Genomic DNA, 24,990 nt, shown 5'->3' with positions numbered 1-24,990 from the left:
TTTACTACAGCTTGGCACTGAACATTGAGCCTACATGTGTAGGATAGGTGGGAGGCTTTGAAGCGGTGACGCCAGTTACCGTGGAGCCATCCTTGAAATACCACCCTTGTATGTTTGATGTTCTAACGTTGGCCCCTGAATCGGGGTTGCGGACAGTGCCTGGTGGGTAGTTTGACTGGGGCGGTCTCCTCCCAAAGAGTAACGGAGGAGCACGAAGGTTGGCTAAGTACGGTCGGACATCGTACGGTTAGTGTAATGGTAGAAGCCAGCTTAACTGCGAGACAGACACGTCGAGCAGGTACGAAAGTAGGTCATAGTGATCCGGTGGTTCTGAATGGAAGGGCCATCGCTCAACGGATAAAAGGTACTCCGGGGATAACAGGCTGATACCGCCCAAGAGTTCATATCGACGGCGGTGTTTGGCACCTCGATGTCGGCTCATCACATCCTGGGGCTGAAGTCGGTCCCAAGGGTATGGCTGTTCGCCATTTAAAGTGGTACGCGAGCTGGGTTTAGAACGTCGTGAGACAGTTCGGTCCCTATCTGCCGTGGGCGTTTGAGAATTGAGAGGGGCTGCTCCTAGTACGAGAGGACCGGAGTGGACGAACCGCTGGTGTTCGGGTTGTCATGCCAATGGCACTGCCCGGTAGCTACGTTCGGAATCGATAACCGCTGAAAGCATCTAAGCGGGAAGCGAGCCTCGAGATGAGTTCTCACTTGGAGTTCGACTCCACTAAAGGGCCGTTGAAGACTACAACGTTGATAGGCAGGATGTGGAAGCGCTGTGAGGCGTTAAGCTAACCTGTACTAATTACCCGTGAGGCTTAACCATACAACGCCAAAATGGTGTGAGACTGTTAAGTTAGAAGTTAGAAATTAAAGACTGAAGTAGACGATTACTTATTACTTTGAAATAAAGAGCAGCTTTCCGAATTAATACTGATTGCGATAGCGATTAGTAACCAACTTTGCTTGGTGATAATAGCGTTCTGGACCCACCTGACCCCATGCCGAACTCAGAAGTGAAACGGAACTGCGCCGATGATAGTGTGGCATTTGCCATGTGAAAGTAGGTCATCACCAGGCTCCTAATTAAAGAAACCCGTTGCAGTAATGCAGCGGGTTTTTTGCTTTTTGGCGTTTAACGAATCGACATAAAACAGTTTAAACCAATCTAGAATACGCCAATAGCCGAGTCTTATTGTTATATAACAAGTGGCAGGGTTAAGAGTGGTTTCAACAATACGTCCCTGTAGCTTGGTTACCTCGGTCATCCCTGACCTCACCTCCGTAAGCTGCGAAGCTGTGCTTCGGTCTTACTTCGCCTAATTAAAGAAACCCGTTGCAGAAATACGACGGGTTGTTTGCTTTGTGCCGATTGGGTTTCTATTTATCTTTGTTCTCGCTTCCTTCTGTTCAACAATAGGACGCTTATTGTTCTCTGTCAGCTTAGGCTTAGAGCAATGGCCAAGCAAGACCGCATAGTGCAAATACAGCGAAGAAAACAACCTCTGGGGCAGAAGGTCTCCGAATAAAGGCAATGCAGAAAAGGCCCCAAGGAAAGGTGACGAGGGGTCCCATAAGGTCAAAGCCTAAGTCAGACGGAACGAGCGCAATGCAAGCGCCGCAAATTATCAAACCAAGAACTACCATTACAGCAATCAAACTACGGTTCGCGCGTAACTTTTCCACCAATTTACTTAGCAAAAGCATTTGTACCGTTTAGAACATGAATCACTCTTAAGGATAGCCATAAACAAAAAAGCCGCTATATAAGCGGCTTAATGTAATGATTCACAAGGACTATTTACTGTTCCCAGTAAGCTTGTTCTAAGCAATCTTCACGCTCTGGCAGACCACGAGTTAGACGCGGTGAATGCTGAACAAGCACTTCATAGCTTGCACGGTTTGCATACTTACTGATCTGCGCTAGAGAAGAGTAGGTAATCGCTTCGTGATGATGCTTCGCTGAGTTAGGTACATTGCGTTTGTGGTATTCATTAGCGCTAATGTCGTGCAGCACTGCTGCTAGCGCACAATCACCGGCACCATTAGTATTTTTAATGCTGTCTGGGCCACCCATAAACGGTGCTGTATGGCTGTACGCTTTAATTGGGTTCTCACAGTCTTGCTTACGCATCGCACGTGAAAACTCATAGCGGTTAAAGTCAGGGATGGCGCCTGGGAGCAGCGGGTACTCAGTTTCACGTTTGTACTGCTCATCAATGTAACCAGCCATAAACATGCCACGCTCGCCTGCGGTACAGATCACTAAGTCAACCCAATCAAGCGCCTTATCAGCAGCGAGTAAAGGATCTTCAAATCCAGTAATTGCATGACCCTCTTCCTCATTCATAGCAAGAATATCTACATGCTTGTCTACGAACTCTGCCCACCAAGTAGGATCTTGTTCGATAAGGAACTTAGTGCCAAGTGTCAGCACTACAGGAATACCCGCATCATTGGCGTACTTAACCGCTTGCATCGTCGCTTCGGTCATTGTTTCGGCGCCTTGAGTACGCATTAGGTATGCGCTGATCACCAGTGCTGATGAGTTTTCGATAAGCTCTTGGCTAATCGACTCAGGGCGCAAGTGGTTCATTAACCCTGCACTAATCGCAAAGGTACGTTCGCCACTTTCATCGATAAGCGTAAAGCAACGACCAATGGGACCATCTACAGGTTGCAGATAGTCGAGATCGACGCGGCTAGAGGTATTACACAAGAATCGGTAGGCATAACTACCAATTTTGATGTTTTCACTCATTACCCCAAGGAGTACTGAGCGATCATCAGCGAGCACAGAGTAATTGTGCATTGTGTTACCTATGGTGCCACCGGCAAACTCATAATCGACCATATCATTGAGCTTTAGGCGATCATACAAGGCATTGGTGGTGTCACTGTCTATGACCTGAGACATACCGCGACGCAAACCGAACTCATCTAAAAAGGCAAGGTCGACCTTCGCTTCGATATCGACCACGATCTGATCAATGCCCACGATGTAGCTACGCTTGAGTCGAGACTCAGCGTGGATCTGGTTTGTTAGTGGATCTTTGGCTTCCACTGGAAAATAATGTTTGTGTCTTCGGCGACCAGGAAACTTCATGACTTACCCGTTTGCGGTATCCATAGAACAAAAAAAGCGGCGAATTATATCTTAATTTAGCCTGTGCAGGCTATGGTGATACTTATAAAATTACCGCTTTTCGCGATATAATCGCGACTTTATTCTAGCTATTTGAGCATATATGACGAAGTTTGACGATCAGTATTGGATGCAAAAAGCCTTAGAGTGCGCGCAACGTGCTGAAGCGATTGATGAAATTCCTGTCGGTGCGGTACTCGTTAAAGATGATGAGCTCATAGCTGAGGGGTGGAACCAATCTATTACGCTCAACGACCCTTCTGCCCACGCAGAAATGATGGCCATTCGAGATGCTGGAAAGGCGCTCAATAACTATCGTCTTATTGATTGTACTTTGTATGTAACACTGGAACCTTGCTCTATGTGCGCCGGGCTTTTGGTGCATAGCCGTATTAAACGTTTGGTATTTGGGGCAACGGATTTAAAGACTGGGTCGGCTGGCTCAATCATGAATTTAGTGCAAGAGCCGAGGTTGAATCACCAGTTGGAAGTCACATCAGGTGTGTTAGCTGAGCAATGTGCTGAGCAGTTATCCGCTTTTTTTAAGCGTAGAAGACAAGAACATAAAGAAAAGAAAAAAGCGCGCCAGCAGAGCACGCAGAGGAATTAAACCTCTACCATGCTCAGTTGCTCTAGCTCTTCCATTTGCTGGGCAGCAAATAGGCGGCGACGCCAGAGTATTTTACTATGAGTGTTTTTTCTTAACACTCTTCTACGTTTAGAACCCGAAAATATGGCACGACGTTTAAAGTTATGCGTTCTTCGACGTTTCAACATACTACTTCTCCTTGAAAGTGAGAGGGGAGAGCTGCCATCAAAACACGAACAAGTGACAGTTTTATGGCATTCCTGCTGATTCTTCCGTGGCACTAGCTTCAACCACATCCAGTGCTTGGTTCTCGTCGAGCCAGACTAATGTGTCGTAGTAGCGCCTTATATTATCTACGTAGGTTACGGCAACATCTCCACGCGCATAACCATACTTTGTTGTTCGATAATAACGTTTCTTCACAAGCAGCGGTAGGTATTTTTTAACGTCCGCCCATTTGTCTGGATCTGCGCCATCACGCTCCGTTAAGACACGCGCGTCATTCACGTGACCCCATCCTACATTATAGGCTGCAAGTGCAAACCAAGTACGATCTGGTTGGGGAATACGATCAGGAACACGTTCAATCAAGTAGCGTAAGTACTTGGCACCGCCATCAATACTTTGCTCGGGCTTAAGACGATTCTTAACCCCGACTTGTTTGGCTGTGGGTAGAGTTAACATCATCAGACCGCGCACCCCTGTGGGGGATTTAGCTTTGGGGTCCCACATGGACTCCTGATAGCTCAGTGCTGCTAACAAACGCCAATCCAGCTCTTGGGCGTAGTCTTTAAACCATGGAGCATAGGTTGGCAACGTATCAGCAACCGCTTCGATAAATGCTAACGTGTTAACGTAATTAAACTGACGAACATGGCCAAAATATTTTTCTTCCAGTGCGTAGAGCCTGTTGCTTTCTTTTACATCACCGAAAAACTCAATCATTAACGCATACAAGGAGTCATCATTGTCTTGACGCATTACCCATGCAATGGGGTCATTTTGTGTCACAGAGAAGCCAATACTAAGATTTGGATGATAACGGCGGAACAGTGCCAAGGTGTGTGAATCCGCGAGCGTGTAATCGATATCTCCATCAATGATGGCTTGCAGTAATTCAGACTCATCGAGCTCATCGGTTTCATTCCAGCTCAGCGCTGGGTATTTCTTTTGCATCCGATACAAGGTTTGCGAGTGACTTGAGCGCGCAAGCACTGTGAGGTTTCCTGTAATATCCTCAAAGCTACGTGGACGTTTACGACCTTGTTTGTATACAAGCTTTTGGCTGATGGTGCGATAACTGGGGCCAAAGCGATATTGCTCGGCACGAACAGGAGAATAACCAATTCCAGAGGCGATTAAATCGAGTGAACCGCTGTCTAAGCGTTGGAACATGTCGTTGAGTGAGAAAAAAGGTACGATATCTAATTCAACACCCATGTACTGAGCAAATTCCTGCGCGAGTTCATATTCAAACCCTTGCTCACCTTGAGTGCCTTGATAGTAATTACTGGCACCCGCGAGTGTGCCCACACGAAGTGTTTTGGTCTGATAAATATGCTCAAGTTGTGTCGGTTTTTGCGGTTCTGAACAACCTAAAATAACCAGTAAAGCCAGTGCTAACCCAAATATTCTCACTGCGTGCCCCTTTTGCTTAGGTAACTACTCTTATAACAAAACCAAGGCCTTGCGTCATCTCTACTTTGGGGCAAAAAGTGTAACCTCAAAAAATGCGGACAATCGTCCTTGTTGTCATCCCTTTAACTCGCATTTTAGGCGAAAATAAGTATAATGCGCGGCAACTGTCGTTCAATCCTTAACCCCGGATGATATTACCTATGTTAATCCTGCGTGGTGCGCCAGCACTTTCCGATTTTCGCGTTCAAAAAGTACTTACTCAATGTAAGCAAGCTAACCTACCTGTAACTGATGTGTATGCTGAGTTTATGCACTTTGCTGATTTAACAGCCGAGTTAAGTGCAGACGAGCAAACCAAGCTTGAAAAGCTGCTTACTTACGGGCCTCATATCCAAGAGCACGAGCCACAAGGTACGCTGATCTTAGTTACGCCACGTCCAGGCACTATTTCTCCTTGGGCATCGAAGGCAACTGACATCGCACATAACTGTGGTTTAGCACAAGTACACCGTATTGAACGTGGTATTGCATACTATGTTGAAGGTAACTTGAGTGTATGTGAAGTAAATGAAGTTGCAGCGCTACTACATGACCGCATGACAGAAGCGACACACCGCTCGATGGAAGATGCAAGCGCGTTATTTACGCATGACGAACCTCGCCCAATGTCATCAGTAGACATCCTAGGCGGTGGTCGTGAAGCGCTTGCCAAAGCAAACGTTGAGCAGGGCTTTGCACTGGCAGACGACGAAATTGACTACCTAGTTGAGAACTTCCAAAAGCTAGGTCGTAATCCGAACGACATCGAACTATTCATGTTCGCACAGGCTAACTCTGAGCACTGCCGTCACAAAATCTTTAATGCTGATTGGACAATCGACGGCATCGAGCAGCCTAAATCACTGTTCAAAATGATCAAAAATACCTACGAGCAAAACAGCGACAACGTGTTATCTGCCTATAAAGATAACGCTGCGGTAATGAAAGGCTCTGTTGCCGGTCGTTTCTTCCCTGATTTCGTAGGTGAGTACACATACCATCAAGAAAATATCGAAATCTTGATGAAGGTTGAAACACACAACCACCCAACGGCTATTTCTCCTTTCTCTGGTGCATCAACAGGCTCTGGCGGTGAAATCCGTGACGAAGGTGCGACAGGTCGTGGTTCTAAGCCAAAAGCCGGTCTTGTAGGTTTCAGTGTATCTAACTTACGCATCCCAGGTTTTGAACAACCGTGGGAAAGCAAATACGGCAAACCAGGTCGTATCGTTGAAGCGCTCGATATCATGATCGAAGGCCCATTAGGTGGCGCAGCATTCAACAACGAATTTGGTCGTCCAAACCTACTTGGTTACTTCCGTACATACGAAGAGCTTGTTAATAGCCACAATGGTGAAGAGGTTCGTGGTTACCACAAGCCAATCATGATCGCCGGTGGTTTAGGTAACATCCGTACTGAGCACGTACAAAAAGGTGAAATCCCTGTTGGCGCCAAGCTAATCGTTCTTGGTGGTCCTGCAATGAACATTGGTCTTGGTGGCGGTGCTGCGTCATCAATGGCATCGGGTCAATCAAACGAAGACCTAGACTTTGCATCTGTACAGCGTGAAAACCCAGAAATGGAGCGTCGTTGTCAGGAAGTTATCGACAAGTGTTGGCAGTTAGGCGACGAAAACCCAATCGCGTTTATCCACGATGTGGGCGCGGGTGGTTTATCAAATGCTTTCCCTGAACTTGTAGACGATGGTGGCCGTGGTGGTATCTTCGAACTTCGTAACGTACCAAACGACGAGCCGGGCATGGCACCACATGAAATTTGGTGTAACGAATCTCAAGAGCGTTACGTGCTAGCTGTTGCCGAAGAAAACTTCGACCGTTTCGAGCAAATCTGTAAGCGTGAACGTGCGCAATACGCAGTGATTGGTACGGCAACTGAAGAGCGTCACCTACGCGTAGCTGACTCACACTTCGGCAACAACCCTGTTGACCTTCCGCTTGACGTACTTTTGGGTAAAGCACCTAAGATGCACCGCGACGTAACGTCAAAGCAAGCGCAAGTTGAAGCTCTTGATACAGCGCAGATTACTGTAAAAGATGCAGTTCAACGTTTACTTCGTCTTCCTGCAATCGCGGAAAAAACGTTCCTTATTACTATCGGCGATCGCTCTGTAACTGGTTTGGTTGCTCGCGACCAGATGGTAGGTCCTTGGCAGGTGCCAGTAGCAAACTGTGCGGTTACAGCTGCTGCATATGACACTTACCACGGCGAAGCGATGTCAATGGGTGAGCGCACACCTGCGGCACTTCTAAACTTTGGTGCGTCTGCTCGTCTAGCTGTAGCAGAGTCACTCACAAACATCGCCTGTGCTGATATTGGTTCATTGAACAACATTAAGCTATCTGCAAACTGGATGGCAGCAGCGGGTCACCCAGGCGAAGATGCTGGTCTTTACGAAGCGGTTAAAGCGGTAGGTGAAGAGCTATGTCCTGCACTTGGTCTGACTATCCCTGTAGGTAAAGACTCAATGTCGATGAAGACTACATGGCAAGACAACGGAGAAGACAAAGCAGTGACTGCACCTCTTTCTCTTGTTATCTCAGCATTTGGTCGTGTTGAAGACATTCGTAAAACAGTCACGCCTCAGCTTCGTACTGACAAAGGCGAGTCAACGTTACTCCTTATCGACCTTGGCGCAGGCCAAAACCGCATGGGTGCATCAAGCTTGGCACAGGTTTACAAGCAGTTAGGTGACAAAACGCCTGACGTAGATAGTCCTGAGCTATTAAAAGGCTTCTTCGACGCAATGCAAGCACTTGTAAGCGAAGAAAAACTATTGGCTTACCATGACCGTTCAGACGGTGGTCTATTCGTAACTGTTGCGGAAATGGCGTTCGCTGGTCACACTGGCGTAACGCTAGAACTAGACGCACTAGCAGGTTCTGATTTAGAAGTGTTATTCAACGAAGAACTCGGTGCCGTAATTCAGGTTCGTAATGACGACCTAGCAGCTGTTAAAGCAGTGCTTGCGGACAACGGCCTTGCGGCATTAAGCCATGAAATTGGTACGTTGAATGATGCGGATCAGCTAATCATCAACCGTGCGGGTACTGCCATTGTTGATAACAGCCGTACTGAGCTTCGTCTAGCATGGGCTGAAACCACATATCAAATGCAGTCACTACGTGACAACCCAGCATGTGCACAGCAAGAGCATGATGCAAAAGCTGACGTAAATGACCCTGGTCTAAATGTGAAGCTGATCTTCGACATCAACGAAGACGTTGCGGCACCTTATATTGCCACAGGCGCTAAGCCGAAGATGGCTATCTTGCGTGAGCAAGGCGTTAACTCACATGTTGAAATGGCGGCTGCGTTTAACCGCGCTGGTTTTGCTGCAATCGATGTACACATGAGTGACATCCTTGAAGGTCGTTTAACACTGGAGCAATTCAAAGGTCTAGTGGCGTGTGGCGGTTTCTCTTACGGTGACGTACTAGGTGCTGGTGAAGGTTGGGCTAAGTCAATTCTATTCAACGACATGGCACGCGATCAGTTCCAGACCTTCTTTGAACGCCAAGACACGTTCAGCCTAGGTGTATGTAACGGCTGTCAGATGCTTTCAACATTACGTGAACTAATCCCAGGCACTGAGCATTGGCCACGTTTTGTAACTAACCAAAGTGAGCGTTTCGAAGCGCGCGCTACGCTTGTTGAAGTACAAGAAAGCCCGTCTATCTTCTTCAACGGCATGGCTGGTTCTCGTATGCCAATCGCTGTTTCACACGGTGAAGGTCGTGCAGAGTTTGCAAATGCTGCGGCGATTCAAACGGCTGTGAACTCAGGTACTGTTGCGGTTAAATACGTGGATAACTACGGTAACCCAACAATGCAATATCCTGCGAACCCGAATGGTTCACCAGAGGCGATTTCAGGTATTACTTCTACTGATGGTCGTGCAACAGTAATGATGCCACACCCTGAGCGTGTATTCCGCGCAGTGGCGAACTCATGGCACCCAGACGAGTGGAAAGAAGACAGCCCGTGGATGCGTATGTTCCGCAATGCACGTAAGCATGTTGGTTAATTCGTATTAATAGCGAATCTAAAATTTAAAAAAAGGCTGCCGTTGCAGCCTTTTTTATTCGCGGCAGATTCAGTTTTACCGTGTTAGTATTGAATCAATGTTGCAGGCTTAAGGAAGGCTATGCTGCGCAAAGTCATATACTCATTGCTGATTATCATCTGTGTGATAGCCGCCACTATAGGGGTATCCTATGTGTACCGCACTGAAATTACCCATGCTGTGGCAAAACATTATTTGGATCACTACGACGCTCAATTGACCTGTGCAGACTGGCAATGGGGCGAAGGGTTGTTCGCCATTGAGGCTAATCGACTCTGTTTATCATATCAGGGGCATTCTTTAACACTCGAAGGGATCTCTTTGACCTTCGATGCCTTGGAAATAGAAAAGGCGACGGTGGTCGCGACTACATTAGCTCAGTCCAATAGTGCCGACTCCCAATGGCAGAATGCTCCATTAGCTTTATTGCTCCCCATCAAACGCCCGCTACTGCATATTGAGTCAGCATCAATTTCCTATCCCGGTCTTGCCAGAGCGATGCAATTTTCAATTAGCGAGCAAAGGCTCAACCGTTTTGCGGTTGCAGGAGATGTGAATGGGGAATGGGCGCTTGATGCGGATGTGATAAGTGTTGATATAAGCATGAGCGATACATTTACAGAGCTGTTACTAGAACAGGCGCAATCTTTGTATCAGGCAGAGCTACCTTGGCAGGCTTCGGTGACTAATTTAGGTCTTAAGGGCAAGTTTTGGGGCAATCGCGTTGATGCACAGGTAATTACCCAAACACAGGTAAATGTTGATTCAGGTGAGCAGTGCACTTGGCGTGTCGCGAGTGTCGGGCGTATTGCATTGCAATCTAAAGATATGCATGTATTTCAACTTGATACCAGCGCGCTAACTACCGAAGTGGCATTGCCACAATGCGCTAAATTAGCGCAGTACACACAACATCTCGGTGGCTTGCGCGCAGCGAAATGGCAAGTAAATGCGGTTGAGCCTATGACGTTGGATTTATTGGGTAATGTGCGCATGCCATCATTAACTATCAGTACCCAAGCAGGAAAAGAGTCTCTCAATGTTCTGGCAAAGCAAAGCCAGCTAAATTGGCAGGTGCTCAGTTTTGAAGGTGAATACGCGCTTGAGGCAAAGATAAGTCAATACGGCAGTGTTACTAGTCAGGGGCAATATTCAAATGCCAATATCGCGGGAAGCTACGAAGGCCAATTCAAATTACCAAAACAATTAGCGCTCTCAGTTTCCGAGTTACGTAGTGACGGTGACTTTGAGTATCACTTCTGGGGTGAAAGTGTGCTTTCAGCACGAGTGAGTGGCGAACAAATAAAAGCTCAAGGGCTTGATGCAAATGAAGTAACAGCCAATGTTGATTTGAAATTAACAGCTGATGGCGCCATTGAAGGGCGAGTGAACACGCATTTTACGCTGTTGAATAGCTACGGAGCATCGGTTGAAAATTTACGCCAAACTTACGATATTACAGGAGACATAGGAGTAGGGCGCAAATCTGCCAAGGTGAAAGCGCAAAGTACAATCGCTAGGTTGCGTTACGATTCACTGCTGTTCTCTGATATCAAAATCGACAGTAATGTCACTATTGCACGAGCAATCGAAGGCTCTCACCTATTGCAATGGCAAGGTATCAACGCCTTAGCGAAGCATAACTTTGATAGCAACAATTCACCTGTCAGTCTGACAATAAATAATACCGACTTGAGCGCTTTCACGCCTCTTGTACGTCAGCTCAATGCTGATGTGGTGCTTGGCGAAGGGCAAGTTTCATTGAGCGCTGATGGGGATGCCAAGTTACAACAATTCGATTGGCAGTTAGGTATCGTTAATGCGGACATTTTGTATCAAAGTTATTTAGCAAAAAATCTGTCAGTCAAACCACAAGGAAAATGGAATTCAGGTCAACTTCATCTCCAAGAATCTACTTTTACTATAGATGAGGTGCGAGCGGGTCCTGTATTGAAACACATCAAGGGACAAGTTGGGCTTGAACAGGATGTATATCTCTCTGATGTGACTGCCAGTGTATTGGGCGGTACGCTAACAATGGACAAAATGTATGTGACGGGACTCAACAAACAGCGTCCAAATACAATTGTTACATTAGACAGTATCGATGCCAGTAAACTTGTTGCATTGGAGCCCCAGCAAGGGATCGCATTCAAAGGGATACTTGGCGCTTCATTACCTTTGCGCTTTGATGAAAGTGGGGTGAGTGTTGAGAATGGGCGTGTTTACTCTCAGCAGCCAGGAAAGTTGACCATAGATAACAATGCCGCGTTCAACGCTGTGAAGTCGCAGCAAGAGCAATTGGGCCCTATGCTTGGCATGTTAGAAAATTTAGATATACATGACATTCAGGCTGATGTGAATTTGAAAAGTGATGGTTGGTTAACAATGGCCATGCGGATAAAGGGTGAAAACCCTGACCACAAGCAAGCCGTTAATTTTAACTACAATCATGAAGAGAATATCTATACCCTGTTTAAGGCGCTGCGCTTAAGTGATGAAATCACAAAGAAAGTGGAGCGAGAGTATCAAGCAAAGGAGTAAGCCAATGAGCAAACAGCTGCTGGTGGCAATGGCATTAACGAGCACTTTATTGGGTGGCCTGTCGGGCTGTACTCACAAGGTTGAAGTGGAAGCGAAAGAGCCCATTACCATCAATTTAAACGTGAAAGTAGATCATGAGATCCGCGTAAAAGTAGACAAAGAATTGGACGAGTTATTTAGCGACGACAGTGAGTTGTTTTAGGGGGCACTATGAAAATGATCAAATGGACAAGTTTACTCACCGCAGCGATGCTGACCTTCAATGCATTTGCACTAACTTTGGATGAAGCAAAGTCTCAGGGCATAGTGGGTGAGACGAGCAGCGGTTATCTTGAAGTAGTAAAAAGTAACGCCGATGCTCAGCAATTGATAGCGGACATCAACGCTAAGCGCAAAGCAAAGTATCTATCTTTAGCTAAGAAAAATGGCATTACTTTAGAGCAAGTTGAAACGCTTGCCGGTGCCAAAGCAATCGCAAAAACATCACCGGGCCAAATGGTCAAAATTGATGGCCAATGGCGTAAAAAGTAATAGGCTGAATTCGCAGGCCCCCGCACAGCATTGACGGTGCGAGAGCCTGCAAAAGCGTTTATTCAGTGATGTCGGGTTCTACTACGCGGTTTTCTCCCTGCCCACTTGGGCGCGCTAAATAAAAGCGGGGGCTGACAGCACGCAGCTTTGAGTTGGGCAACGTGAAAAATTGAATCCCACCTGTTTGCCAACTGTATCCGCCAGTGGCATCTCCTATGATTCGGGCAAATCCATGATCTTGGACTGTATTGGCAAACAAAATAGCAGAAGAGTATGTGTTAACCCCTACAAGTACGCTGACTTTCCCGTCAAAATAGAGAGGGTTATCGATACCACTGGGTTCGTACTTTTGGTAACTCTTGCTAATAACATCACCGATTTCTTCCCCTTCGTCTCGATGTTCAGCGATCACTTTTTTCTGGTAGAAGCTTGTGTGCCTATACGGTTTGTCGGCGATATAATTGAGTAGTCCTTTCTTCCACATATCATCATCACCACCACGATTAAGGCTGACATCAATGATTAGATGTTTAATTTTGTGAGCTTGCAGGTTTGTGAATGCGTCTTGAGTAAAGTCATAGAATGCTTGCTTGTCATGCCACCAAAATTCATTGATGGTCATTTTGGCTTCATCAGGGTTTAACAGTTCAAACTTAAACGTGTTTTCGAAAGTAGAAGATTGCAAGCTTAAGGGTTTGTTATTCGATGCGCTAACAACCAAATTTAGTGGACGTGTTTTATCCCTAAACGTAATAACAAAATCCTTGCTTTTATCAATGAACAACCAGTAATACAAAGCAAACTTGCTACTTAGCAAGGCCTCTTTGTGGGCCACTGTGTCTCCATACATTCGCGACATCAACTTAGTGTATATCGACTCGATAGAATGGTTATTGATAGCAACAATGCGTGCGTTTTCGTAAATACTTTTGTCGCCACCAAGTTTGCCGCTTATTGAAATTAAACCATCCACTATATTTACTTCAAATGGGAATAATCCATTTTTCCCCTCAGTGATTTGTTCTACCAGACGACGCTGACTTGGGACCATGATATTCATATGTCCGTCATTGAACTGGCCATTCAAAATACTAATGTGTGCGAGAAAATCGTTTACATTCAAGGGCGAGTTAAGCTTGCTTTTCAGCTCCTTTAAATTATTTTCAAATGTATTGATATCCGCTATACGTAAAGACAGATTTGGGTGGGTGTTTTTGGTCCACTGCCACCATTTATCAATGTCTTCATGCATTTGTTGAGGTGTGAGTGTAGGCTCTAGAGCGTTTATAGCAGTTGAATCAGAGCTGGCCCATACCTGCAAAGAAAGTATTGTTATTAATAGTATTGAGAGTCTAATTAGTTTTGCAACGTACATTGTTAAGTCCTTTTTTATTGGAGTTAGACGCAGTAAGTTGCTAAAGCGTTTAAATAGCGGGGAAATAAAAAAGCGCCACCGAATTAGGTAGCGCAACGTAGAGCAAAAGAAAATGAAGGGAGGGAGTTAGGCTATTTGGCGCTCCGCTAAACTCAATTCCATGGTTGCTTTAAGCAAGCGATAAAGATTGATAGACGCATCGATTTCTTCTTTACGATTAGTCAAAGATTCAATATTTAAGCCTAGTGGCACATCTAAGTGCGCACAGCTACGTAGAATTAAATCAAGATTCTCACGGCAGATACGCACTGATTCACTCAACGTATTTTCGGCATCAAGCATACGGTACTTAGTTGCCTCGGGCACGGAAATGCCTAGCCACTGCATAAACTCTAATGTTTTCTCACCACCACAAGGCGTAAAGGTAAGGATAATACGTTTTGGCTCAAGACCTTGTTGGCGACAACTGCGAGCATAGCTAGTGATTAAATCTATCGTCGCTTGGGCGTTATATACAGCCTGTGAAATGAAAAACTTACAACCTTGTTGAGTCTTAGTTAATAGACGCTCATGCTCATTGCCTTTACTTGCATGGCGCTCAGCAATGGTGACTCCACCTAAAAAGAAGTCATGGTCATGTTCGCCGAGGTGCTTATAGGCATCGTTTAAACTGAGCTTTACGTCGCCCGTTGATGAAGGGCTGCCAACCAGTACAAGGTTATTTAGGTTATGTTCCTCGTGAGTTGCGTCTAGCCACTGGTTAAATTCAGCTCCACTACGTTGTGCAACGCTTTTGTATGTGATCACATCAAGGTGCGATAATCGGCGTAGTAGGCGACTGTAACGACGTGGGTCGATGGTTTCTTTAAATGGGAACGGTCTTGGCGCGCTGATTCGACTGCTTTCATCTTGAATGTCGTAGACAACCACGCCGTCGTATTCGATTTCATGCAAGCGGCCAAGTAGCTTCTCAGCAATTGCTTGTAGCTTAATGTCGTCGGTGTCAAATTTTGGCGGTGTCGTACCTATGAGGTACACCCCTTGACGAGCATCCTCAATTTTCTCTTGCAGTGTTAGCGCCATGATCCTCATTCCCATATGCAGTTAATGAAATAACTATAACAGCCATTTAGACGTCTAAACAGCTTTTTGTTATGAAACTTCCTCAATGAACTTGAATTGCATTCATGTTATGGCTCATTCCTTCGTGAGTAGGTCCTCGTTGTTTACGGACAGACACATTTGTTTACAGCAAAAATATCGCAAGATTGACGCCCCAAGAATGAATTTATTGCATAATGATTTCGACAAAAATCAGAATTAAATAAACTATAAAGGGTAGGAACGATGAAACTATCAGTTATTGCTTCTGGTATTGCACTGGCGCTTGCGCTCGGTGGTTGCCAAAGCACGCAAACGACACAAACAGGCGCGGCCTCTGCGGCGGTAGCGCAGCAAAGTCAAAAAGTATTTTCACAAGACTACGTATTAGAAGAACTTGATAACGGTCTACGTGTAATGGTTGTGAAAACCGATTACCCCGACGTGGTTTCACTGCAAATTCCTGTTTCTGTAGGTTCACGAAATGAAGTTGAAGCGGGCAAAACAGGTTTTGCACACTTCTTTGAACACATGATGTTTAAAGGCTCTGAGAAATTCCCTGAAGACGTGTACGCAGACATCATGAAAAACTCAGGTGTTGATAATCGTGCCTACACCACGAATGACTACACCAACTACCACTTAAATTTCTCTAAACAGCACTTAGACAAAGTGTTGGAAGTGAAGGCGGATGTATTCCAAAACCTCAGCTATACCGAAGAGCAATTCCGTACAGAAGCGTTAACAGTAAAGGGCGAATACCTAAAAAATAACGCCAGCCCAATTCGTAAATTACTCTCTGCGGTGCGTAAAGAAGCGTTCGACAAGCACACCTATAAACACACCACTATGGGCTTTTTTGAAGACATTGAAGCAATGCCTGATCAAAGTGCGTACGGACAAACCTTCTTTGAGCGTTTTTACAAACCAGAATATGTATCGCTAGTAATTGTTGGTGATGTTGACCCTCAAGAAACCATCAAAATGGTGAAAAAGCATTGGGGTAATTGGCAGCGAGGTGATTACCAAGCAGATATCCCTGTTGAGCCAAAGCAAGCTGCACCTCGGTATGTGCATGAACAGTACGAAGGGTTGCCGGGTCATTGGTTGCTAGTGTCTTACAAAGGCACGCAATGGAACCCAAATACTAAAGACCGAGCAGCACTGGACTTACTATCGCAGCTTTATTTCTCTGAAAACTCAGAGCTATATCAGCAGCTTGTAGTAGAAAAGCAAATCGCATCACAAATGTTTACGTATAACCCAGAAACCAAAGATCCAGGTTTACTGCACGTATTTGTAAAAGTAGATGATGAAGCTGATTTAGCTGTAGTGCGTGACGCAATCAACGAGACGTATGCAAAAGCGCGTACTGAGCTGGTGGATGAAAGCAAGCTCGCTGCATTGAAATCAAACGCGAAATACAGCTTTATCAATAGCTTGGATTCATCGCAAGCAATTGCTTCAACGCTTGCGAGCTACATGCATTTTGAACGTGATCCAGAAGTGATTAACGCGCTATACCAAAGTGCAGACAGTGTTACCAGCGACGATATCCGTGCCATTGCTAATAAGTACTTCACCGACAATAGCCGCACAACAGTGACTATGTCGGCACAGGATAAGGTGGCTGGGTTCGATAAAGAAGTGGAGCTAGATAGTTTAGTTGCACAGATAAACGGTGCGCCAACTGAGCAGTTGTTTAGTGTTCTAGATAAGACCAACAGCTCGCCTTTGGTTGATGTGAACTGGTTGTTCTACACAGGTGCGGCAGCGGATCCTGAAGGCAAAAAGGGCGTAGCGGCGTTAACTGCGGCCATGCTTGCTAAAGGTGGTAGCCAATCGATGAGCTACAAAGAAATCCAAAAAGCGCTTTACCCAATCGCAGGTAGCTTTAGTTACCAAATCGATAAGGAAATGATTTCATTGCGTGGCCGTATCCACAAAGATAACGCCGAGCAATGGTATGACCTAGTGAGTGAACAGCTTCTCAACCCAGGTTTTCGTGAAGATGACTTTGCGCGCTTGAAAAAAGAATTGATTGACGGCATCACCTCAGGTCTAAAAGCGTCAAATGACGAAGAACTAGGTAAAGAAGTGCTTTACGCAGAACTTTATCAAGGCCACCCATACGCAAACTACAACTATGGTGATTTGTCTGACTTAGAAGCACTTACTCTTGATGATGTAAAAGCTTTCTATGCGCAAAACTTTACCCAACGTAATTTGCACTTAGGTCTAATTGGTGCATTACCGGATGATGTAAAAGCGCAAATGATGACAGATTTGCAATCACTGCCAGCGGGTGACAAAGCAAGGTTGAGCATTCCTGATGCACCTGCACTTGTGGGTCACCATGCAACAATTGTTGAAAAGAATGCGAAATCTACCGCAGTGTCGTTTGGCTTCCCAATCGATACAACGCGTTCAAGCAAAGATTGGACGGCGTTGTGGTTGGTACGTTCGTTCTTAGGTGAACACCGAAATTCAAATGCCAGGTTGTTTGAACGTATTCGCCAAGTGCGTGGAATGAACTACGGTGATTACGCATACATTGAGTACTTCCCGCGTGGTATGTTCCAAACTAAGCCAGATGCTAACTTAGGGCGTTCGGAGCAAATCTTTCAAGTGTGGCTTCGTCCATTGCGCTCAAATAATGACGCGCACTTTGCGACACGTACAGCACTGTTTGAGTTGGATAAGCTGATTAACGAGGGTATGACCGAGGCGGACTTCAACGCAACGCGCAACTTCCTCGTGAACTTTGTGCCGCAGTTAGTAGCAAGCCAAAACCGCCAGTTAGGTTATGCCTTAGACAGCCAATTTTACGGCATTGATAACTTTGCTGATTATGTGCGCACGCAACTAGAGTCATTGACTGTGGATGATGTGAATCGCGTTATTCGTGAAAATCTGCAAACCGATAATATTCACTATGTGTTTGTCAGTGGTGACGGTGAAGATATGAAGCAGCGCTTAGCAACAGAGCAAGTATCGCCGCTAAAATACAACACCGACAAGCCAGCTGATTTGATTGCTGAAGATAAGCAAATCGAAAGTTACAAACTGGCTATTCCAAGCAAGAACATCAAGGTTGTTGCTGTGGAAGACGTGTTTAAGTAATCGATGCTACGCACAAAAAGGCCGCTCATTGAGCGGCCTTTTTATTGCTATTTTTTCTTCAACTTAGCTTTAGCTTTTTTGCGCTTAGCGCGAATTTTAGCTGGGTCTTTTTTCTTCTTAGGTGGCAACTTAGCTTCTCTGTGTTGCGGTTCTAGACCTTTTATCTTGCGACGTTTCAACACTTGTTCAGTGTATCGCTCAATTTTGCCGACCATTGCAACTTCATGAGCTTCTACCAGTGAAATCGCGGTGCCTTTTTTACCTGCACGAGCAGTACGCCCAATACGGTGAACATATACGTCTGCACTGCGTGGCATATCGAAGTTGAATACGTGACTGATGTCGTTTACATCAATGCCTCGAGCGGCTACGTCAGTTGCAATCAAAATGTTAGTGCGACCACTGTGAAAGCTAGCCATCGCCGCCATGCGCTTGTCTTGCGGCATTTCACCACGTAACCAAGTGGTTTTGATGTCGTGGGTATATAACTCGCCAACTAACGACTCCAAACGTTCGCGTGTTTTTACGAAGACAATTGCTTTTTCGACATCTTCTTGCTGTAACAAGTGCACAAGTAGCTTAAGTTTGTGATTGTAATCATCTGCCAGATGCACCCACTGCAAAATCTTACCGCGCTCACGGCGTGATGGCGTGGCTTCTAATTTTGCTGGATCGTTAAGAATTCGGTCCGAGAATTTCTCAACGCTGTCGCCTTCCAAAGTTGCTGAAAACAGCATGCATTGACGACGGTTTTTCGCCTCTTCACAGATGCGCAGCATTTCTTTACGAAAACCCATGTCCAACATGCGATCTGCTTCATCAAGAATTAACAGCTCAACGTCTTCTGCGTGGAAGTTCTCTGTGTCTAGATACTCCATTAAGCGCCCAGGCGTGGCAATCAAGATGTCATTGTTTTTTTCGAAAATCTCTTTATGTGTGCCGTAGTTGATGCCTCCTGTGACCACACCAATCTTGAGGTGGGTCTGTGCAGCGAGCTTTTCACATTGCTCATGTACTTGATAAGCAAGCTCTCGGGTCGGGGTCATGATCAGTACGCGAGCAAACCCCGGATTACGGCGCGGGTGATCCAACAAATACTGAATTGCGGGGATCAAGAACGCAGCTGTTTTACCTGTACCAGTTGGCGCACTAGCAAGCACATCACGGCCTTCAAGGGCTTCTGGAATAGCAAGCTGTTGAATGCTGGTGGGTTGACTAAATCCTAGTGAGTCAATGGCGTTAAGTAGCCCGTTATCTAGATCAAAATCGGCAAATTGCATAAAGGAGTCAAAATGAAGGACAATTAGAAGCAATTATACGTGTCGAATACACAAACACAAAGGTCTAAAGTGGCAGGTTTTCAGTTTAAACAGTTTTCTATCGCTCAATGTAACACCGCAATGAAGGTATCTACGGATGGCATCATGCTAGGAGCATGGGCGGATGTTACCCATAAACAGCGCATTTTAGATGTGGGAACAGGTACGGGATTGTTAGCGTTGATGGTTAAACAGCGCCAACCCGAGGCAGTTATCACGGCGATTGATATCGAAGCCGATGCTATAGCTCAAGCAGCACAAAATATTGTTACCAGCCCATGGCCAGATATTAAGGTTGATCATGTTGATGCGATTCATTTTAGTAGCAATGACAGGTTCGATTTAATTGTATCTAACCCCCCTTATTTTGAAGATGCGCTTAAAGCGCAGGATGTAAAACGTAATTTAGCCCGTCATACTGACTCATTGCAGTTCTTTGATTTAATACAGTTATGGCAAAGAGTTGGCAGTTCAAGCTGTGAGTTAGCTGTTATTTTACCGGCTGAACAAGGGAAGAAGTTTAGGTCTTTAGCATTAGAGAATGGGGCGCATTTATCACGCTTGTGCGAAGTGAGGACAACGCAAAGAAAAGCAATCAGCCGCTGGTTGATGCAATTTAGTTGGGATGAAAGAAAGCTAGATAAGCAAGAATTGGTGATTCATACAGGCGATGATTACAGCGAAGATTACCAACGCCTGTGCAAAGACTTTTATTTAAGGTTTTAGAAACGACTTGTAGCGTTAGATTTAGGAACATCGTAGGCTGAGCCTTGGCATTCAATAAACTTATCGCATCCAGGCACGACCTTGTTGTAACAGTCTTCAACGACTAAACCATTACCACCAACAGCGTATGTGTTTTTTTTTCAACGCCCGTATAAGCGTATCCACAGATTGGCTAGTGCAAGATGAGGCGTATACGGGTCGTAAAAACTCAGCGTGAAGGCGTGCAATTTCTAGATTGCTATACTCCTGCACTTGATGGCCAGAACTTCGGGCATTCATGTCGGGCTTCGAACCGGTGTCATATTTTACATTGGCACATGCGCTTAAAATCAAAATAGCTGGGATTATAAGGAAATGCTTTTTCATCATGTTTCAGTCCTTTGATGCTTATTCTCACTATATGCTTGAAAGAAAAAAGATTCTAGTCTTATAAATCGGCATACTCAGTCATGATTTGTTCAACCCAAGAGGCGATGCGCTCATCACTCTTTTCGTACTGACTGTCTTCATCTAACGCTAACCCTACAAAATGAGAACCATCTTCAGTCAATGCTTTAGATGCTTCAAATTCATATTCATCGTCATTTGGCCAATAACCTAAAAACTGAACGCCCTGAGGCGCGATTTCATCATGAAGCATGCCCAAAGCATCTTGAAACCATTGGCCATAACCTTGTTGGTCGCCCATGCCAAACAGCGCAATGACTTTACCTGAAAGATTCACATCTTTGATGTCGTCCCAGTGTGATTCCCAATCTTCTTGAATTTCACCAAAGTCCCAGGTTGAAATACCAAAAATGACGAAGTCATAATTTTCAGCCGTTTTGAGCGGTTCATCTTTAATATTGAATAGATCGATGACATCGGCACCGATAATATCGCGGATTTTTTCTGCAGCGATTTCTGTGTAGCAGGTAGTCGAACCGTAAAATAAGCCAATCTTCATTGTTGTCGCATTACTAGTCATTCATAGGGCGAAGTCTAACGTATCGTGCGGTGAGTATCTATCTGATATGATGGTTTTAGTCTAACCAACACATGGAAAATTGTGAGTAAGCCTCAGCCACATCCCGCTAACCACGAACACATAGAATTGTTTTTAGATGCGCTGTTTCTTGAAAGTGGGTCCAGTGACAACACTTTGTCTGCGTATCGTACCGATTTGACCAAATTCAGTGACTTTATTGCACCGATGGAATTACCTGCGGTGGAAACGCAAAACGTAGAGCAATATCTCGCGTATCGTGTTGATATAGGCTTAAGCCCGCGAAGCACAGCTCGCAGCATTAGTGCTCTAAAGCGTTTCTATCAGCACTTGATTCGTGAAAAACAGTTGCGAATTTCACCGATGGAAACCATCTCTCGCCCTAAAGCGGGTCAGTCGTTGCCTAAAACCCTAAGTGAAACTGACGTGGAGGCACTGCTTCATGCGCCCAATGTTGAAGAGCCTATGGAGTTGCGCGACAGAGCCATGCTGGAACTGCTTTATGCAACAGGGTTACGTGTCAGTGAATTGATTGGTTTACGCATGGAGCATATTAATCAAAACCAAGCCGTGGTGTTCGTAAAAGGTAAGGGCGGTAAAGAGCGTTTGGTTCCTATGGGAGAGGAAGCGCTTGATTGGCTCGCTCGCTATCTTAAATTTGGGCGTCCAGCGCTTGTAAAGCATGCTACCGATTTTGTATTTGTTTCTAAACGCGGCGTTGGTATGACAAGGCAAACATTTTGGCATCGCATCAAACACTATGCTATGTTGGCGAACATCAAATCAGATCTATCGCCGCATACTTTGCGTCATGCTTTTGCAACGCATTTGCTTAATCATGGGGCTGACTTGAGAGTTGTGCAGATGATGCTCGGACACAGTGATTTATCTACGACCCAGATATACACACATGTGGCCAATGAAAGGTTAAAATCGGTGCACCAAGCTCACCATCCAAGGGCTTAGCTTATGGACGTGAAGATAACGGTTTTACTCAAATAAGTGAAAATGGCGCTGAACTGACCGCTATTCTGGGGATAGCGTTAGTTGGAATGGTATGCTCAGGCGAGAATTTTATTGCGGTTGTGCGGTCTACTAAAGTAGATACAAAAAGTTTTAGAGATACGAATTATGAAAAAGTTAGTTGTTGGTTTAGCCCTAGCGGGTGTAAGTGCATTGGCTAGTTACAACCTGTGGGCAGAGAGTGTTGCTACTAAAGATCAAATTGCACCAGTTGTCGCTGAGCCTGTAGAGATTAAATTAGCTTCTGTGGGTATCACTGTTAAACGTGTAAGCCCGAGCCCAGTGCCTGGTATGCAAGAAGTCATCACTGACAGAGGTGTGTTTTACGCCAGTAATGATGGCCGCTACTTGATGCAAGGCACTATGATTGACCTTGATCAGCGTAAGAACCTTACGGAAGCAGCATTGAGCGATGTGCGTCTTGAAGGCGTAAAAGAATATGAAAACTCGATGATCGTTTACAAGGCGGATAACGAGAAAGGCAAAATCACCGTATTTACAGACATCACCTGTGGTTATTGCCGTAAGCTTCATCGTGAGCTAGATGATTACCTTGATAAAGGCATCACTGTTCAATATCTTGCTTTCCCTCGTGGTGGCCTGTCAGGTTCTGGATACACTGATCTAATGAACGTATGGTGTGCTGATAACAAACAACAAGCACTTACGGATGCAAAAGCAGGCTCTAAACCAGAAACAATTGAGCAGTGTAATGCACCAGTTGCAGAGCATTATCAACTCGGCCAAAGCTTCGGCATTAGCGGTACACCGGCAATTATTCTATCTGACGGTAGTATGATCCCAGGTTACCAGCCAGCGGACACAATCAGTCGTGCTATCGAGCAACTGAATCACAAATCTTAATTTAGAATAATGATTAGGTCTGTTGCCGATTTTGGATAAAACCGAAATCAGCATCAGGCCTTTTTACATGTTATGGAGCGCAGCCTTGCAGGCGAAAACGACAATTGTCGCTCGAGAACGAGTGGATGATTCCCACCTAAACCCCCAATTACATCCTGTGATCCGTCAAATTTATGCCTCTCGTGGCGTCGATGATCCCATCCATATCGACAACAGTGTAGCCACATTGCATGACTTTCGGTTGTTTTGTGACATCGATAAAGCTGCGCAACTGCTACTAGAAAGCCTCAGTAAGCAAGAAAAGGTATTGATTGTTGGCGACTTTGATGCCGACGGCGCAACGAGTACTGCGACTCTAATGCATGGCTTGCGTATGTTTGGTTTTGAGCAGCTCGATTATTTGGTCCCTGACAGATTTAATTTTGGCTATGGCTTAAGTGTTGAATTAGCCGAACATATAGTGGCTTTGGCACCGGATTTAGTGATCACGGTCGACAGTGGTATTTCGTGTATAAACGGCATTGCGCGAGTGAAAGAGGCGGGCATTAAAGTATTGGTCACAGACCATCACTTACAAGGTGAAAGTCTGCCTAATGCAGATGCTATCGTGAACCCAAACCGTCACGACTGCCAATTTCCCTCAAAATCAATTGCCGGTGTCGGTGTGGCATTTTATCTACTCATCGCCTTTCGCCATACTCTCCGTGAAGCCAATTGGTTCGAACGCAATGACCAAGCTGAACCAAATTTAGGCAACTTGCTTGACCTAGTTGCTCTTGGAACAGTTGCCGACGTTGTAGCTTTGGATGCAAATAATCGCACTTTAGTGCATCAAGGGCTGGCCCGCATTCGCAGCGGTAAGACTCGTCCAGGTATTGAAGCTTTAATTGAAGTCGCAAAGCGTAACCAAGCGAGACTTAATGCCAGTGATTTTGGCTTTGCGCTTGCCCCGCGCCTCAATGCTGCTGGGCGTCTTGATGATATGAGTTTGGGCATAGCCTGTTTATTGTCGCCAGATATCAATAATGCCCGCCGCATCGCCAATGAGTTGGATGGACTTAACGCAGAACGCAAAGAAATCGAACAAGGTATGCAGCAAGAAGCGCAAGCTGCATTAGCTAAACTCTCTTTGGGGAACACGCAAATACCTGATGCCTTGTGTTTGTATCAACAAGATTGGCACCAAGGGGTTATCGGCATTTTAGCTGGACGACTAAAAGAGCAGCATCATCGTCCTACGGCAATTTTTGCTGCTGGCGACAACGGTCATTTGAAAGGTTCATGTCGGTCGATTGAAGGTGTGCACATGCGCGATGTATTGGCGCACATTGATGCAATGAATCCGGGACTTATTGTTAAATTTGGTGGTCATGCAATGGCCGCTGGATTGAGCATAGTTGAATCGCTTTTTAGCGAATTTCAGCGCGTTTTTTGTGAGGAAGTTTCTAAGGTACTGACTGACGAAGCCAAAGAATGTGTGTTGCTCACCGACGGTGAATTGCCCAACGATTGCTTCACGCTTGAATTTGCAGAGTTATTGCGTCAATCAGGCCCGTTTGGTCAGCATTTCCCCGAGCCTGTTTTCGAACATACGTTTGAAGTTTTGCAGCAGCGTGTGGTGGGGGAAAAACACCTTAAACTTGTACTGCGCCATCAAAGTGGCCGTGTAGTCGATGCGATTGCCTTTAACATTAATGTACGTGAATGGCCTGATACACAAGTGCGATTTGTGCATCTTGCCTATCAGCTCGATATTAATGAGTTCAGAGGTCAGTTCTCATTGCAACTTATCGTTCACGAGATGCAAAAACGAGGTTAAACACTATCGCGTTGCGTCTAGCAATAAATTTGTACTTATTCGTCTAAAAGCGCTAATAAAGCGAGCAAATATTTGTTA

Annotated in this window: 17 protein-coding genes and 2 rRNA genes (1 of these 19 cut by a window edge); 12 read left to right on the top strand and 7 right to left on the bottom strand. The window is 45.4% G+C overall.

The window, feature by feature from the left end; all coding sequences use genetic code 11:
- Together V1358_RS13980 and rrf are read left to right on the top strand one after the other, a co-directional pair.
- Positions 1-832: ribosomal RNA gene (locus V1358_RS13980) — 23S ribosomal RNA — on the top strand (it extends 2,053 nt beyond the left edge of the window).
- A 139-nt stretch (positions 833-971) separates the two neighbouring features.
- Positions 972-1,086 (top strand): 5S ribosomal RNA (gene rrf / locus V1358_RS13975).
- A gap of 721 nt (positions 1,087-1,807) precedes the next feature.
- Here rrf and V1358_RS13970 read toward each other — a convergent pair.
- Positions 1,808-3,112, bottom strand: coding sequence for an inosine/guanosine kinase (locus V1358_RS13970; RefSeq protein WP_347391688.1), 1,305 nt, complete (start codon positions 3,110-3,112; stop codon positions 1,808-1,810).
- A 142-nt stretch (positions 3,113-3,254) separates the two neighbouring features.
- On the opposite strand from V1358_RS13970, the gene tadA reads away from it, so the two are divergent.
- On the top strand, positions 3,255-3,761 hold the full coding sequence (gene tadA / locus V1358_RS13965; protein WP_347391689.1) for a tRNA adenosine(34) deaminase TadA: 507 nt from the start codon (positions 3,255-3,257) through the stop codon (positions 3,759-3,761).
- On the opposite strand, the gene V1358_RS13960 is transcribed toward tadA, so the two are convergent.
- Both V1358_RS13960 and mltF read right to left on the bottom strand, forming a co-directional pair.
- Entirely contained in the window at positions 3,758-3,928 is a 171-nt protein-coding gene (locus V1358_RS13960) for a hypothetical protein (RefSeq protein WP_347391690.1), read from the bottom strand. The two genes, tadA and V1358_RS13960, sit on opposite strands and share 4 nt — an antisense overlap.
- Before the next feature lie 61 nt (positions 3,929-3,989).
- Positions 3,990-5,378, bottom strand: a complete 1,389-nt coding sequence (mltF, locus tag V1358_RS13955) for a membrane-bound lytic murein transglycosylase MltF (RefSeq protein ID WP_347393903.1) — start codon at positions 5,376-5,378, stop codon at positions 3,990-3,992.
- A gap of 200 nt (positions 5,379-5,578) precedes the next feature.
- Here mltF and purL point away from each other — a divergent pair, with 200 nt between their 5' ends.
- The 4 genes from purL to V1358_RS13935 all read left to right on the top strand — a co-directional run bounded on the left by purL (position 5,579) and on the right by V1358_RS13935 (position 12,577).
- Positions 5,579-9,463: a phosphoribosylformylglycinamidine synthase gene (gene purL, locus V1358_RS13950; protein WP_347393902.1), complete on the top strand. Its 3,885-nt coding sequence runs from the start codon at positions 5,579-5,581 to the stop codon at positions 9,461-9,463.
- 120 nt (positions 9,464-9,583) lie between these two features.
- On the top strand, positions 9,584-12,046 hold the full coding sequence (locus tag V1358_RS13945) for an intermembrane phospholipid transport YdbH family protein (protein ID WP_347393901.1): 2,463 nt from the start codon (positions 9,584-9,586) through the stop codon (positions 12,044-12,046).
- A gap of 28 nt (positions 12,047-12,074) precedes the next feature.
- Positions 12,075-12,248, top strand: a complete 174-nt coding sequence (locus tag V1358_RS13940; RefSeq protein ID WP_347391812.1) for a YnbE family lipoprotein — start codon at positions 12,075-12,077, stop codon at positions 12,246-12,248.
- 8 nt (positions 12,249-12,256) lie between these two features.
- Positions 12,257-12,577 (top strand): YdbL family probable chaperone protein, encoded by a 321-nt coding sequence (locus tag V1358_RS13935; protein WP_347393900.1) that lies wholly within the window; start codon positions 12,257-12,259, stop codon positions 12,575-12,577.
- Positions 12,578-12,635: 58 nt separating this feature from the next.
- Here the strand turns inward: V1358_RS13935 and V1358_RS13930 are convergent, their stop codons facing one another.
- Positions 12,636-13,952 carry a S41 family peptidase gene (locus tag V1358_RS13930; RefSeq protein WP_347393899.1) on the bottom strand — a complete coding sequence of 439 codons (1,317 nt, stop codon included), beginning with the start codon at positions 13,950-13,952 and terminating at the stop codon, positions 12,636-12,638.
- Positions 13,953-14,078: 126 nt separating this feature from the next.
- Positions 14,079-15,035 carry a methylenetetrahydrofolate reductase gene (locus V1358_RS13925; RefSeq protein WP_347393898.1) on the bottom strand — a complete coding sequence of 319 codons (957 nt, stop codon included), beginning with the start codon at positions 15,033-15,035 and terminating at the stop codon, positions 14,079-14,081.
- A 264-nt stretch (positions 15,036-15,299) separates the two neighbouring features.
- On the opposite strand from V1358_RS13925, the gene V1358_RS13920 reads away from it, so the two are divergent.
- The gene (locus V1358_RS13920) at positions 15,300-18,176 is read left to right on the top strand and encodes a M16 family metallopeptidase (RefSeq protein ID WP_347393897.1); all 2,877 of its coding nucleotides are present in this window, start codon (positions 15,300-15,302) and stop codon (positions 18,174-18,176) included.
- A 47-nt stretch (positions 18,177-18,223) separates the two neighbouring features.
- On the opposite strand, the gene srmB is transcribed toward V1358_RS13920, so the two are convergent.
- A complete protein-coding gene (gene srmB, locus V1358_RS13915) occupies positions 18,224-19,456 on the bottom strand; it encodes an ATP-dependent RNA helicase SrmB (RefSeq protein WP_347390445.1) in 1,233 nt (410 codons plus the stop codon).
- A gap of 39 nt (positions 19,457-19,495) precedes the next feature.
- Here srmB and V1358_RS13910 point away from each other — a divergent pair, with 39 nt between their 5' ends.
- Complete coding sequence (locus V1358_RS13910; RefSeq protein WP_347393896.1) at positions 19,496-20,221, top strand: tRNA1(Val) (adenine(37)-N6)-methyltransferase; 726 nt, start codon at positions 19,496-19,498, stop codon at positions 20,219-20,221.
- Between the two features lie 427 nt (positions 20,222-20,648).
- On the opposite strand, the gene fldB is transcribed toward V1358_RS13910, so the two are convergent.
- Entirely contained in the window at positions 20,649-21,167 is a 519-nt protein-coding gene (gene fldB / locus V1358_RS13905; protein ID WP_347393895.1) for a flavodoxin FldB, read from the bottom strand.
- 99 nt (positions 21,168-21,266) lie between these two features.
- Between fldB and xerD the strand changes: the two genes are divergently transcribed.
- The 3 genes from xerD to recJ all read left to right on the top strand — a co-directional run bounded on the left by xerD (position 21,267) and on the right by recJ (position 24,912).
- Entirely contained in the window at positions 21,267-22,172 is a 906-nt protein-coding gene (gene xerD, locus V1358_RS13900; RefSeq protein WP_440589903.1) for a site-specific tyrosine recombinase XerD, read from the top strand.
- A gap of 165 nt (positions 22,173-22,337) precedes the next feature.
- On the top strand, positions 22,338-23,093 hold the full coding sequence (dsbC, locus tag V1358_RS13895) for a bifunctional protein-disulfide isomerase/oxidoreductase DsbC (protein ID WP_347393893.1): 756 nt from the start codon (positions 22,338-22,340) through the stop codon (positions 23,091-23,093).
- A 67-nt stretch (positions 23,094-23,160) separates the two neighbouring features.
- Positions 23,161-24,912, top strand: a complete 1,752-nt coding sequence (gene recJ, locus V1358_RS13890) for a single-stranded-DNA-specific exonuclease RecJ (RefSeq protein ID WP_347393892.1) — start codon at positions 23,161-23,163, stop codon at positions 24,910-24,912.
- The last annotated feature ends 78 nt before the right edge of the window (positions 24,913-24,990 follow it).

Origin of the sequence: Pseudoalteromonas pernae (assembly GCF_039831865.1) — a bacterium.
In the GTDB taxonomy this organism is placed as follows: domain Bacteria; phylum Pseudomonadota; class Gammaproteobacteria; order Enterobacterales; family Alteromonadaceae; genus Pseudoalteromonas; species Pseudoalteromonas pernae.
This window is presented reverse-complemented; position numbering and strand designations above follow the sequence as displayed.

What these genes read in the sequence shown, in the direction of transcription:
- V1358_RS13940 (WP_347391812.1), top strand. Translation starts at nt 12,075, where the DNA reads ATGGCATTAACGAGCACTTTATTGGGTGGCCTGTCGGGCTGTACTCAC.
- fldB (WP_347393895.1), bottom strand. Translation starts at nt 21,167, where the DNA reads ATGAAGATTGGCTTATTTTACGGTTCGACTACCTGCTACACAGAAATC.
- V1358_RS13945 (WP_347393901.1), top strand. Translation starts at nt 9,584, where the DNA reads ATGCTGCGCAAAGTCATATACTCATTGCTGATTATCATCTGTGTGATA.
- V1358_RS13920 (WP_347393897.1), top strand. Translation starts at nt 15,300, where the DNA reads ATGAAACTATCAGTTATTGCTTCTGGTATTGCACTGGCGCTTGCGCTC.
- V1358_RS13930 (WP_347393899.1), bottom strand. Translation starts at nt 13,952, where the DNA reads ATGTACGTTGCAAAACTAATTAGACTCTCAATACTATTAATAACAATA.
- recJ (WP_347393892.1), top strand. Translation starts at nt 23,161, where the DNA reads ATGTTATGGAGCGCAGCCTTGCAGGCGAAAACGACAATTGTCGCTCGA.
- V1358_RS13960 (WP_347391690.1), bottom strand. Translation starts at nt 3,928, where the DNA reads ATGTTGAAACGTCGAAGAACGCATAACTTTAAACGTCGTGCCATATTT.
- srmB (WP_347390445.1), bottom strand. Translation starts at nt 19,456, where the DNA reads ATGCAATTTGCCGATTTTGATCTAGATAACGGGCTACTTAACGCCATT.
- tadA (WP_347391689.1), top strand. Translation starts at nt 3,255, where the DNA reads ATGACGAAGTTTGACGATCAGTATTGGATGCAAAAAGCCTTAGAGTGC.
- purL (WP_347393902.1), top strand. Translation starts at nt 5,579, where the DNA reads ATGTTAATCCTGCGTGGTGCGCCAGCACTTTCCGATTTTCGCGTTCAA.
- V1358_RS13925 (WP_347393898.1), bottom strand. Translation starts at nt 15,035, where the DNA reads ATGGCGCTAACACTGCAAGAGAAAATTGAGGATGCTCGTCAAGGGGTG.
- dsbC (WP_347393893.1), top strand. Translation starts at nt 22,338, where the DNA reads ATGAAAAAGTTAGTTGTTGGTTTAGCCCTAGCGGGTGTAAGTGCATTG.
- V1358_RS13935 (WP_347393900.1), top strand. Translation starts at nt 12,257, where the DNA reads ATGAAAATGATCAAATGGACAAGTTTACTCACCGCAGCGATGCTGACC.
- V1358_RS13970 (WP_347391688.1), bottom strand. Translation starts at nt 3,112, where the DNA reads ATGAAGTTTCCTGGTCGCCGAAGACACAAACATTATTTTCCAGTGGAA.